This is a genomic window from Saccharothrix sp. DSM 118769 (assembly GCF_052936295.1).
Window position 1 is genome coordinate 3,403,634 of sequence record NZ_CP193627.1, and the last position, 12,033, is coordinate 3,415,666.

The 12,033-nt window shown below is 72.8% G+C and carries 8 protein-coding genes; 4 read left to right on the top strand and 4 right to left on the bottom strand.

Annotated features, from left to right (window positions below; all coding sequences use genetic code 11):
• Window positions 1-71: 71 nt before the first annotated feature.
• Together ACRAKJ_RS15140 and ACRAKJ_RS15145 are read right to left on the bottom strand one after the other, a co-directional pair.
• Window positions 72-2,081 carry a family 43 glycosylhydrolase gene (locus ACRAKJ_RS15140; RefSeq protein ID WP_447008993.1) on the bottom strand — a complete coding sequence of 670 codons (2,010 nt, stop codon included), beginning with the start codon at window positions 2,079-2,081 and terminating at the stop codon, window positions 72-74.
• A gap of 164 nt (window positions 2,082-2,245) precedes the next feature.
• Window positions 2,246-3,724 carry an endo-1,4-beta-xylanase gene (locus ACRAKJ_RS15145; protein WP_438926958.1) on the bottom strand — a complete coding sequence of 493 codons (1,479 nt, stop codon included), beginning with the start codon at window positions 3,722-3,724 and terminating at the stop codon, window positions 2,246-2,248.
• Between the two features lie 552 nt (window positions 3,725-4,276).
• Here ACRAKJ_RS15145 and ACRAKJ_RS15150 point away from each other — a divergent pair.
• From ACRAKJ_RS15150 to ACRAKJ_RS15165, 4 genes are all read left to right on the top strand, one after another.
• Window positions 4,277-5,926 carry a ricin-type beta-trefoil lectin domain protein gene (locus ACRAKJ_RS15150; protein WP_438926959.1) on the top strand — a complete coding sequence of 550 codons (1,650 nt, stop codon included), beginning with the start codon at window positions 4,277-4,279 and terminating at the stop codon, window positions 5,924-5,926.
• 56 nt (window positions 5,927-5,982) lie between these two features.
• The gene (locus ACRAKJ_RS15155; protein WP_447008994.1) at window positions 5,983-7,104 is read left to right on the top strand and encodes an RICIN domain-containing protein; all 1,122 of its coding nucleotides are present in this window, start codon (window positions 5,983-5,985) and stop codon (window positions 7,102-7,104) included.
• A gap of 255 nt (window positions 7,105-7,359) precedes the next feature.
• Window positions 7,360-8,403 (top strand): LacI family DNA-binding transcriptional regulator, encoded by a 1,044-nt coding sequence (locus ACRAKJ_RS15160; RefSeq protein WP_447008995.1) that lies wholly within the window; start codon window positions 7,360-7,362, stop codon window positions 8,401-8,403.
• Window positions 8,404-8,449: 46 nt separating this feature from the next.
• Window positions 8,450-9,238 (top strand): MOSC N-terminal beta barrel domain-containing protein, encoded by a 789-nt coding sequence (locus ACRAKJ_RS15165; protein WP_438924359.1) that lies wholly within the window; start codon window positions 8,450-8,452, stop codon window positions 9,236-9,238.
• 90 nt (window positions 9,239-9,328) lie between these two features.
• On the opposite strand, the gene ACRAKJ_RS15170 is transcribed toward ACRAKJ_RS15165, so the two are convergent.
• Both ACRAKJ_RS15170 and ACRAKJ_RS15175 read right to left on the bottom strand, forming a co-directional pair.
• The gene (locus ACRAKJ_RS15170; RefSeq protein WP_438924360.1) at window positions 9,329-10,981 is read right to left on the bottom strand and encodes a protein kinase domain-containing protein; all 1,653 of its coding nucleotides are present in this window, start codon (window positions 10,979-10,981) and stop codon (window positions 9,329-9,331) included.
• A gap of 114 nt (window positions 10,982-11,095) precedes the next feature.
• Entirely contained in the window at window positions 11,096-11,968 is an 873-nt protein-coding gene (locus tag ACRAKJ_RS15175) for a hypothetical protein (RefSeq protein WP_438924361.1), read from the bottom strand.
• Window positions 11,969-12,033 lie beyond the last annotated feature (65 nt).

The following is a 12,033-nucleotide window of genomic DNA, read 5'->3' on the forward strand; positions in this document are numbered from 1 at the left end:
CCCCCGGTCGGTGGCCCCGGCGGACCTGGTGGTGCCGCCGGGACCACCGGCCGGGAGCCGGTGGTGGTTCGCTACGGGGTGGTCAGGTCGAACTTGCGGACGGTCACCGCGCCGCCCAGGGACTGGGTGGCGAAGTTGAAGATGCCGAAGCGGTAGCCCATGAAGAACTGCCAGGCGTTGTTCAGCGTGAACGCCGGGCCGAGCGGGGTGAAGGTGACGCCGTCGGTGCTGTAGGAGAACCTGGCGACGCGGGTGGAGCCGGGTTGGATGTCGGCGTTGACGCGCAACCAGATCCGGCCGCCGCTCACGGCCGCGCTCGCGGCCTCGGTGCCGGTGCTGGTGGTGCGCCAACTGCTGTCCATGGTCAGGCCGTTGGTCATGACCACGCGGGTCTGGCCGCCGTCGCGCCGGACGCCGATCCAGGCCGAGGACTGGCGCAGCATCGCCAGACCGGTGCGGTCGCCGTCGCGCATGGTGCTGTAGTCCAGTTCCACCGTGGCGGTGGAGGTCGGTCCCTGGATGCGGTGGGTGAGGGTGTTGCGGGCCGCGTACAGGTCGTTGGTGACGGTGGCCGTCTGCAACCTCAGCCCGTTGTCCACCGAGTAGCGGGACGTGTCGGGGTCGTGGTTCCACTCCCACTGCGGGCCGAGCGCGGTGCCGGTGAAGGTGTCGGTCCCGGTCAGGGGTTTGACCGGGCGGGTCGGCAGCGGCGAGGGGTAGTTCACGCCCCACCTGCCGTTGACCGTCTGGAGGGTCGGCCACCCGTCCGCGGTCCAGGTGATCGGGGCGAGGGCCGGCACGCGCCCGCCGGGGTAGGCGTCGACGAACGACATGTAGTACCAGGACCCGGTCTGCGTCTGGACCAGGCCGCCCTGGTGGGGCACGCCGCCGCCGGGGATCGGCCCGGGCAGGTCGAGCAGCACCTGCCGCACGGTGTACGGGCCGAACGGCCCGTTGTCCGACTTGAGCACGTACTGGCCGTTCGCCGGTCGGGTCAGCCAGATGTAGTAGCTGCCGTTGCGCTTGTAGAAGCGCGCGCCCTCCAGCGTCCCGATGTTCGACGGGGTCTGGAACACCTGCTGCGCGCGGACCTGGCTGCGCCCGTCCGCGGACAGCTGGGCGACGCTGATGGTGCCGTTGCCGTAGGCGACGTACATGGTGTCGTTGTCGTCGACGAGCATGCCCGCGTCGTAGTAGCAGTTGTCGATCTGGGCGTGCCGGTTCCACGGGCCCTCGACGCTGCTCGCGGTGTAGACGTAGGTGTCGTTGAAGTCGATGCAGCCGGCCCAGTAGTAGGTCCGGTTGCTCGGCCGGTACTGGAGCGTCGACGCCCAGATGCCGTTGACGTAGGCCCGCTGCCCGTTGGTCAGGTCGTACTTCGACCCGAAGTCCAGGGACGGCACCGAGTGCCCGGCGAACTCCCAGTTGACCAGGTCGTAGGAGCGCAGGATCGGCGCGCCGGGGGAGTAGTGCATCGTCGACGCGGTCATGTAGTACGCGTCCCCGACCCGGATGACCTCGACGTCGGCGAAGTCCTGCCACACCACCGGGTTGGTGAGCTGACCGGGTGGCTGCTGGGTGGTGGTCGTGGTGGTGGTCGGGCCGCCGCCGCCGATGCGGACGAGCTGCCACTGCTGGTTGGCGCCGCCCCAGTCGCTGTACTGGACGATGTTGGCGCCGTCGGCGGTGGAGGCGCCCTGGACTTCGACGGCCTTGTTGCTGTTGCGGTTGATGAGGCGGACGTGGCCGTTGTCGGAGTCGGCGAGGCGGAACTGCTGGTTGGTGCCGTTGCCGTCGGCCCACTGGACGATGTTGCCGCCGTCTGCGGTGGAGAAGTTGTGGACGTCGAGGACCTTGCCGGAGTGGCGTGACTTGAGGCGGTAGTAGCCGCCGCCGGAGTCGACGAACTGCCACTGCTGCTGGTTGCCGTCGTTGCGGGTCCACTGGGTGATGCGGGCGCCGTCGTTGGTGGCGAGGTTGTAGACGTCGAGCGCCTTGCCGCTGGTGCGGTTGACCAGCACGTACCACGCGGTCGTGTCCACCGTGGCGGCCGATGCCGTCCTCGTCGTGCCGAGCGCCACCGTGATGCCTCCCAGGAGGACGACGAGCGCGGCGGCGGCTCCCGCCCACCGGCGTCGTCCGGGCCGGGGCCCGCGCGCGGCTGACCGCCGCGCCGGTGGCGGGGGTTGGCTTGTCCCGTACATGGTTCGCACGCTTTCGTCGGGGGTCGGGGAGTGGGCGCGCGTCAGCCGACGCGGAGGAGCTGCCACTGCTGGTTGGCGCCGCCCCAGTCGCTGTACTGGACGATGTTGCCGCCGTCGGCGGTCGCCGCGCCCTGGACCTCGACCGCCTTGCCGCTGTTGCGGTTGACCAGGCGGACGTACCCGCCGGCGTCGACCGCGCGGAACTGCTGGTTGGTGCCGTTGCCGTCGGCCCACTGCACGATCGACGCGCCGTCGGCGGTGGAGAAGTTGTGGACGTCGAGCACCTTGCCCGAGTGCCGCGACTTCACCCGGTAGTAGCCGCCGCCGGAGTCGACGAACTGCCACTGCTGCTGGTTGCCGTCGTTGCGGGTCCACTGGGTGATGCGCGCGCCGTCGTTGGTGGCGAGGTTGTAGACGTCGAGCGCCTTGCCGCTGTTGCGGTTCACCAGCACGTACCAGGCCGTCGGGTCGATGATCCCGGGCTGCGGCGAGCCGCCGTTGAGGGCGTCGAGGACGGCGGTGTAGGCGGCCTTCTTGTTGCCCGCACCGTCGAACAGCAGCGGGTTCTGGCCGGTGCGCCACGAGTCGGTGTCGCGGATGCCCCAGACGGTGATGCCGGTGCAGCGGGCGACGGCCAGGCACGCGCGGGTGACCGTGCCGAACGCGGCGGCCTGGTTGGCCCCGGAGATGTCCAGCTCGGTGATCTGCACGTCGACGCCGAGGTCGGCGAAGCGCTGGATGTTGGCCTGGTAGTCCGAGGGGGCCGAGTTGGTCAGGTGCGACTGGAGGCCGACGCAGTCGATGGGCACGCCGCGCGCCTTGAAGTCGCGGACCATGTTGTAGATGCCGGTGGACTTCGCGTTGATGCCGTCGGTGTTGTAGTCGTTGTAGCAGAGCTTCGCGCCGGGGTCGGCGGCGCGGGCGGTGCGGAAGGCGACCTCGATCCAGTCGTTGCCGGTGCGCTGGAGGTTGGAGTCGCGCCGGCCGCCGCTGCCGCCGTCGGCGAACGCCTCGTTCACCACGTCCCAGGAGTGGATCTTGCCCCGGTAGTAGGTGGCGACCCGGTTGATGTGGTTGACCAGCGCGGAGCGCAGCGCCGAGCCCTCCATGCGCTGCATCCAGCCGGGCTGCTGCGCGTGCCACGCCAGGGTGTGCCCGCGCACCTTCATGCCGCGGCTGAGGGCGTGGTTGACGATCCGGTCGCCGTTGGTGAACGTGAACTGGCCCTGGTTGGGCTCGGTCGCGTCCATCTTCATCTCGTTCTCGGCGGTGACGCTGGAGAACTCCCGGTTCAGGATCGTGGCGTAGGTCGAGTCGCCGAGCCTGCCCGCCGCCACGGCGGTGCCGAAGTACCGGCCCTTCTCCGCCGCCGCCGCGCCCAGCGTCGTGCCCGCCAGGGCCTGACCGCCGAACGCCACCGTCATCGTGGTGGCGACGAGTCCCGCGACGAGCAGCAACGCCGTTGTTCTCGGCCGGCGCGTGGTCGCCGGCCGAATGACCGCTCGTGTCGAATGGTTCATCACGTGTCCTCACGGATCAGAACACCGCGGGTCTCGTTCCCGCGGTGGCAGGGGAATCGGTGGACACCCGCACCCGGCCGACCGGGATGAAGCATATTTGTGAACGCTAACAACAGTGGTGTTGAATCCCTCGGGTCGAAATGGAGGGGTGGTGGGTGCGGCGGTCGTCACCGCGTGCGGGGTCGTGCCCATCAGACTGTGGACGACGGCGGGCGGCCGGTCAAGGCGTAATGAAAAATTTTCGTGCAGGTGGGAGGTGGTGCGGGTGCCTGCCGTCCCGGGACGGTCGCGGGACGGGCCGGCGGCACCCGCGGGTGGCGTGGTCAGGTCGAACGCCATTCGACGGTGAATTCGACCGGCCAGCTAAAGTGAGCGCAAACATATTTAGCTTTGACCGTGTTGCCGGCCCTTCGTTACATTGGCGTGACGATCACGACGGCCGCACCCCGGGCCCGCCGCCGCCCTCGTCGGCCGCTGTCGTGGGCACCACCCGCACCGGTTCGCGACCGATCCGCGCCGGCGGCCCGTTCACCTCGCGCGAAAGGGGCAACGATGCCCGTCCGACCCCGCAGAGCCCTCCACCTCGTGGTCGCCGCGCTGGCGGTGCTCGCGACCGCCACCGCCGCACCCGCCACCACCGCGCCCGCCGCCCAGGCCGCTCCCGGCAGCCCGGCGCTGACCCCGCCGATGGGGTGGAACAGCTGGAACAGCTTCGGCTGCGGGATCACCGAGGCGCAGGTGCGGCAGGCCGCGGACGCCATGGTGTCCTCCGGGATGAGGGACGCCGGCTACCAGTACGTGGTGGTGGACGACTGCTGGTTCGACCCGCAGCGCGACTCGGCGGGCAACCTGCGCAACCACCCGACGAAGTTCCCCAGCGGGATGAAGGCGCTCGGCGACTACATCCACTCGAAGGGGCTGAAGTTCGGCATCTACCAGGCGCCCAACGAGAAGACGTGCGCCCAGGGCACGGGCGCGCACCCCGGTTCGACCGGCAGCAAGGGCCACGAGGCGCAGGACGCGCGGTCGTTCGCCTCGTGGGGCGTGGACTACCTCAAGTACGACTGGTGCTCGGGCGCCGGCACGCGGGACGAGCAGGTGGCGCGGTTCTCGATCATGCGCGACGCCCTGCGGGCGACCGGCCGCCCGATCGTGTACAGCATCAACCCCAACAGCTTCCACGCCATCACCGGCGACAAGTACGACTGGGGCGAGGTCGCCGACCTGTGGCGGACCACGGAGGACCTGCTCGACATCTGGCAGAACGGCAACACCAACAGCTACCCGATGGGCGTGGGCAACGTCCTGGACGTCACCGCCCCGCTGGCCGCGCAGACCGGCCCCGGCAACTGGAACGACCCCGACATGCTGGTCGTCGGCCGCCCCGGGTTGAGCCTGACCGAGTCGCGCGCGCACTTCGCGCTGTGGGCGCTGATGGCCGCGCCGCTGATGGCGGGCAACGACATCCGCACCATGTCGGCCGACGTGAGCGCCGTCCTGCGCAACCCGCGGCTGATCGCGGTGAACCAGGACCAGCTCGGCGCGGGCGGGCGGCGCGTGCGCGACGACGGCAACACCGAGGTCTTCGCCAAGGCGCTGTCCGACGGCTCGGTCGCGGTGGGCCTGGTCAACCGGGGCGGCGCCACCGCCACCGTCACCACCACGGCCGCGCAGGTCGGCCTGAGCGGCGGCTCGTTCACCCTCACGGACCTGTGGACCGGCGGCACGTCGAGCAGCGCGGGTCAGGTCTCGGCGAGCGTGCCGGCGCACGGCGTCGCCGCGTTCCGGGTCTCCGGCGGCACGCCGACCGCCGCCACGACCGCCCGCCTGCGCGGCACCGGCTCGGGCCGCTGCCTGGACGTGGACAACGCCTCCACCGCCGCCGGCTCGACCGTGCTGATCTGGGACTGCCACACCGCCGCCAACCAGCTGTGGACCACCTGGGCGGGCGGCGAGGTCCGCGTGTTCGGCGACAAGTGCCTCGACGCGTACAACCAGGGCACCGCCAACGGCACCCGCGTCATCACCTGGACCTGCAACGGCCAGGACAACCAGAAGTGGACCGCCGGTTCCGACGGCTCCCTCCGCAACACCCGCTCCGGCCTCTGCCTCGACGTCAACCAGGCGGCCACGGCCAACGGCTCCCCGCTGGTGCTGTGGACGTGCAACGGGCAGGCCAACCAGAAGTGGACGCGCGCGTGACCGTGCCCCACCGCCGGCACACCGCGCCGAACGACGGCCAGACCCCGGGAGAACCCATGCGACCGCACCTCCGACGACTCGCCGCGTGCGCCGCGGCACTGGTCACCGCCGCGCTGCTGCCCGCCGCGCTGCCCGCGGGCCCGGCCGCCGCCGAGTCCAACGGCGGCGTGCGGGTGATGCCGCTGGGCGACTCGATCACCGAGGGCACGCAGGTGCCCGGCGGCTACCGGATCGGGCTGTGGCAGCGGCTCGCGGCCGGCGGTTACCGGGTGGACTTCGTCGGGTCCCAGTTCAACGGCCCCGCCTCGCTCTGGGACCACGACCACCAGGGCCACCCGGGCTGGCGCATCGACCAGGTCGACGCGAACGTCGCGACCTGGCTGCGCAACACCACCCCGCGCACGGTGCTGCTGCACATCGGCACCAACGACATCCTCCAGAACCGGGACGTCGCCAACGCGCCCGCCCGACTGTCCGCGCTCGTCGACCGCATCACCGCGACCGCGCCGAACGCGGACGTCCTCGTCGCGACGATCATCCCGCTGGCCAACGCCGGGCAGGCGGCCGCCGCCCGCACCTTCAACGCCGCGCTGCCCGGCATCGTGCAGGCCAAGGTGAACGCGGGCAAGCGCGTGCGCCTGGTGGACATGCACTCCGCGCTGACGACGGCCGACCTGATCGACGGCGTGCACCCCACCGCCACCGGCTACGACAAGATGGCCGCGACCTGGTACGCCGCCCTGCGCGCCGTCCCGGGGAGCATCGGCGACCCCGTCACCGCGCAGGGCAGGCAGGTCGTGGGTGCGGCCTCGGGCCGCTGCCTCGACCTGCCGGGCTCGTCGACCGCCAACGGCACGCAGCTCCAGCTGTGGGACTGCCACACCCAGCCCAACCAGGTGTGGACGCACGACGCCGGGAAGCAACTGGTCGTCCAGGGCACCAAGTGCCTCGACGCCGAGGGCGGCGGCACGTCCCCGGGCACCCGGGTGATCACCTGGGACTGCCACGGCGGCGCCAACCAGCAGTGGAACGCCAACGCCAACGGCACCATCACCAACGCCCGGTCCGGCCTGTGCCTGGACCCGTACAACCTCGGCACCGCCAACGGGACCAAGCTCGTCCTGTGGACCTGCACGGGGCAGGACAACCAGAGGTGGACCCTCCGCGTCCCGGCCTGACCGGGGGACGCCGGGGCCGGACCGCGGGCGCGGTCCGGCCCCGACGTTGACCGGTGAAACGGGGTGTGGCTACATTGACGTGCTGATCACCGCTGATCAGCCTCGGTGCCGGACTCCCGGTGCCGGGGTCACCGTCCGTCGCGGTGGCGTCCCCGGACCGCGGTCGGGGGGCTCCCCGGGCGGCGAGGACCGGCGGTGCGTTCCTCGCTGTTCGGCCTCCGGTGAGCGGGCACGGCGGCGGACACGGGGGCGGTAGTGGTGAACAGGACGTCCGGAGCGCCCGCGATGGCCGACGTCGCGCAACTGGCCGGGGTCTCGCACCAGACGGTGTCGCGGGTGCTCAACGGCTTCCCGTACGTCCAGGAGCAGACGCGCCTGCGGGTCCAGGCGGCGATCGAGGAACTGGGCTACCGGCCGAACCGGGTGGCGCGCGCGCTGGTAACGGGCCGCTCGCAGCTGATCGGCGTGGTGGCCCAGAACACCGTCCTGTGCGGGCCCGCCTCGCTGCTGGCGGCGTTCGAGCAGGTGGCGGCGGAAGCCGGGTTCGCGGTGACCACGCACCGGGCGGACGTGCTGGACCGCCGGTCGATCACCAGCGCCCTGGAGTGGCACCGCGACCGGCAGGTGGCGGGCATCGTCGTCATCGCGCCGACCACCTGGGCGCGCGACGCGGTCGACACCGTCCCGCCCGAGGTGCCCCTGGTGATGGTCGACGGCGACTCGCAGCGCTCCACCCCGACGGTGACCGTCGACCAGGTGGCGGGCGCGTTCGCGGCGACCAACCACCTGCTGGAGGCGGGCCACCGCACGGTGTGGCACGTGTCCGGCCCGCCGGACTGGTTCGACAGCGCGGGCCGGATCGAGGGCTGGCGGTCGGCGCTGGAGGCGGCCGGCCTGGAGGTGCCGCCGGTCGTGCCCGCCGACTGGAGCGCCGCGTCGGGGTACCGGGCGGGGCAGATGCTGGCCCGGATGCCCGAGGTCACCGCGGTCTTCGCGGCGAACGACCACCTGGCGCTGGGCATCCTGCGCGCCATGAGCGAGCGCGGCAGGCGGGTGCCGGACGACGTGAGCGTCGTGGGCTTCGACGACGTGCCCGAGGCCGCGTACTTCACCCCGCCGCTGACCACGGTCAGGCCGGACTTCGACGCCGTCGCCCGCGACGCCCTGGAGATGCTGGTGGCGCAGGTCGAGGGGAGGCCGGTCGGCGAGGTCCGGCGAACCTCGGGCCCGACGCTCGTGCCGCGCGACAGCGTCCGCCCGCCCAGGGGCGCGGTGGCGGTCGCCGCGGCGGGGCGCTGACCACCGCACCGCCCGGCACCCCGGCGGCGACCGGTACTTTGGCCGCATGGCAACCGTTTCCGCGCTGACGACGTACCCGGTCAAGGGGTGTGCCGGGGTCGTCGTGGAGAGCACCGAGGTCACCTGGACCGGGTTGGTCCACGACCGGCTCTTCGCCCCGGTCAAGCCGGACGGGGGGATCATCTGGCAGGGCGAGGCCCCGCTGCTGGCCGCCGTCCGGGTCCGGGTGCTGCACGACGGCGCGAAGCTGGAGCTGAGCGCGCCCGGCGCCGGCGAGCTGGTGCTGGACGTGGTGACGGACGGCGAGGTCCGGCCGGTGGACGTGGAGAAGTGGCCCGGCGCCGGGGTCGACCAGGGCGACGACGCGGCGGAGTGGCTGTCCGGGGCGATCGGCGAGCAGGCCCGGCTGGTGCGCGAACCGGACCGGGCGAGCCGGGCCCGGAACGGGGTCGACCCGACCGCGCTGCTGGTCCTCTCGCCCTCCTCGCTGGACGGCCTGAACGAGCGGATCGCGCGGCGCGGCGCGGTCCCCGTCCCGATGGACCGGTTCCGGCCCAACGTCGTGGTCAGCGGCTGGTCCGAGCCGCACACCGAGGACCGGGTGGGTCGGATGGCGGTCGGCGGCACCGAGATCGGCTTCGGCGAGCCGGCCATCCGCTGCGCGGTCACCCTCGTCGACCAGTCGACGGGCGCGCGCGTCGGCCCCGAGCCGTTGCGCACCCTGGCCGACTACCGCCGCGAACCCGACGGCGTCAGCTTCGGCATGAAGGCGGTCGTGCTCACCCCCGGCCGCATCGCCGTCGGCGACGAGGTCACCGTCACCGAGTGGCGGTGACCCCCACGCTGCGGCCCGCCCGGCGCGGTACGGGGTCCGGGGTGTGCCCGGAGACCAGGTGACCGTGCTGGTGCCGGCGGCCCCGCCGGGTCACTTGTCGCGCGCGTAGACCTTCTGCACCTCGCCCTTCAGGTTCGCCTGGAGGTACGCGCCGCCGTAGCCGTCGATCAGGTACACCCTCATCGACGGGGTCTTGTCGATGAGGTCGGTGTCCACGATCACGTACCGGATGGTGGGCTGCGGGACGCCGAGTTCCTTGTTCGCCCGCTCGAACAGCGCGGGCATCGCGTCCCAGTTCACCTCGTTCAGGTCGAGCACGCCGCGGTCGGCGTCCACGCCGTCCGGGCCCTGCCGGGTGGCCTCGCCGTCCTCGTACTCGAAGTTGTCGAAGCCGTGCGCGACCGCCGCGGTCGGGGCGACCGCCGTCGCGCGGTCCGGCCACAGGGTCAGCTCGGACACCGTGGTGCCGCCCATGGTCCCGGTGAGCGCGCCGACCGCCGTGCGCGCGCCGGCGGGGGTGAGCAGGTCGTCCGTCGCCGCGACGGCCGCCGTGGTGGTCGGCGCGGCGGGCAGGCCGACGTTCAGCCGGTTGCTGGTCGGCGTCCCCGACGGGCTCGCGGTGGAGTCCGAGCCCTTCAGGTGGACCACGAGCAGCGTGGTCGCGACGACCAGCGCCACGCCGACCAGCGAGAGCACCACGACACCCGCCCGCCCGCGCCGCCCGCCCGTCGCGGGGAGCGGGGTCGGGTGGGACCGCGGGTGGCCGGGTGGGTGCGGCCCGCCGACCTGCGCCGGCGTCGGGCCGGACGGCCAGTGGGGGTACGGCGCCTGCGCCTGAGGACCGCTCGGCGGCCCCGGGACGGCGAACCCCGGCGGGGTGGGGGGACCGGGGAAGGGGGCCGGGTCGCGCTCGGCGACGGCGAACATCCGGTCCAGCACCTCCCCGGTGGGCCGGTCGGCCGGGTCGTTGCGGAGGGCTGCGGTGAGGGCGGGCGCGAGGGCGCCCGCGCGCCGCGGCGGCGGGACCGGCTCGGTCATCACCGCGGCGAGGGTCGCCATCGTGCTCGCCCGGCGCATCGGGTGGTGCCCCTCGACGGCCACGTACAGCAGCATCGCGAGCGACCAGAGGTCCGACGCGGTGTGCGTCTCGTCGCCGCGCAGCCGCTCCGGGGCGATGTACTCCGGGGACCCGATGACGTCACCGGTCGCGGTGAGCTGGGTCGAGCCCTGGAGGGCGGCGATGCCGAAGTCGGTGAGCACGGCGCTGCCGTCCGTCCGCAGCAGCACGTTGCCCGGCTTGACGTCGCGGTGCATCACGCCCGCGGAGTGGGCCGAGCGCAGCGCCGCCAGCACGTCCCGCCCGACCCGCGCGGCCTCGCCCGGCGTGAGCACGCCGCCGTCCAGCCGCGCGTCCAACGACGTGCCGCGGACCAGTTCCATGACGATCCACGGGTACGGCGAGTCGGTCGACTCGATGATCTGGTAGATCGACACGACGTTCGGGTGCTGCAACCGGGCCAGCGCGCGCGACTCGCGCAGCACGCGCTCCCGCAGCTGGGCCGCCACCGCGGGGTTGCCCTCGACCTGGTCGGCGTCGGCCGGGCGGACCTCCTTGATGGCCACCTCGCGGTGCAGCCCCAGGTCGAGGGCGCGCCAGACCGTCCCCATCCCGCCGCTGCCCAGCCTCTCCAGCAGCTCGAACCGGCCGTCGAGGATTCGCCCGGTGTGCTCTCGCTCAGACACCGCGTCACGCTAGCAACCGGCCACCGGGGGCCGGGGAACCGGCGGTGCCCCGGGCCGGCCGGGCACGCCGGGAGGGACGTCCCGGGCAGCACCCGGAACGCCCCTCCCGCCCCCTTAGTTCGCGCAGATCACGTACACCTGGAGCCGCCAGTTGCCGGCGACCGCCCCGTTCTCCGCGGCTCCCGCGCTGCCCGCCGTGGTGAACAGGTTCGCCATCGTGGTCAACGCGATCCTGCCGTCGACCGCGGTGCCGGGGTTCTCACCCAGCGCCTGCGCGCCCACGCCCTGCGCCGCCGTCCCCGCCGGGCAGGTCTGGCTGAGCCCCTTGGACGAGGTCGAGGTGAACGTCGTCTGCGCCTGCACGACCTGCATGGTGGGCGCCGGGTTGGCGCAGACGCCGAACGACTCCAGCCGCCAGGTCGGCGCGGTGCCGGTCTGGGCGGTGGCCCGGGTGGTGCTGCCCCTCGGGGCGAGGGAGGTGCCCGGGATGACGTCGTGGACGAGCACGTCGGCCGTGCCGCCGGTGACCCGGAAGCCGGTGCCGTACAGCCCCAGGCCGTTCGGGCACGAGGCGTGCGCCTCCTTGGGCGACACCGCGTTCGAGGCGGTCGCCGTGACGACGACCTGGAGGTTCGTGGTGAACGACGCGCAGCTCGCCCACGCCGACGCGTTCCAGTTCCCGGCGAAGGCGGTCACCTCGGTCGCCGTCACCCTGGCCCGGAACGGCGGTGCGCCCTCGGGCACGACCGCGGTCAGCGCCACGTTGCCGCTCCCCCCGTTGGTGCCCCCGCCCGCGCCGTAGAGGAACGTGCCGGTCGGGCAGTCGACGGTGACGGTCTTGGTCGCCGTGGAGTTCGACGCCGAGTTCGCCGACACCGCCGTGACCGGCACGCTCGCGTGCGCCGGCGCCACCGACAGCACGACGGCCTGCGCGGCCACCAGCCCGGCCACCAGGGCGACTCCCCGCAGCAGTCTGCTCGGGCGCATGTCGTACCTCCTGTTCGATCGGGACCCGCCTGTGCCGGTCCGCGGTGAGGACTGTGCCGCCGACC

Excerpts from the sequence above, each read along its gene's own strand:
- ACRAKJ_RS15165 (WP_438924359.1), top strand. The coding sequence starts at position 8,450 with ATGGCAACCGTTTCCGCGCTGACGACGTACCCGGTCAAGGGGTGTGCC.
- ACRAKJ_RS15175 (WP_438924361.1), bottom strand. The coding sequence starts at position 11,968 with ATGCGCCCGAGCAGACTGCTGCGGGGAGTCGCCCTGGTGGCCGGGCTG.
- ACRAKJ_RS15145 (WP_438926958.1), bottom strand. The coding sequence starts at position 3,724 with ATGAACCATTCGACACGAGCGGTCATTCGGCCGGCGACCACGCGCCGG.
- ACRAKJ_RS15150 (WP_438926959.1), top strand. The coding sequence starts at position 4,277 with ATGCCCGTCCGACCCCGCAGAGCCCTCCACCTCGTGGTCGCCGCGCTG.
- ACRAKJ_RS15155 (WP_447008994.1), top strand. The coding sequence starts at position 5,983 with ATGCGACCGCACCTCCGACGACTCGCCGCGTGCGCCGCGGCACTGGTC.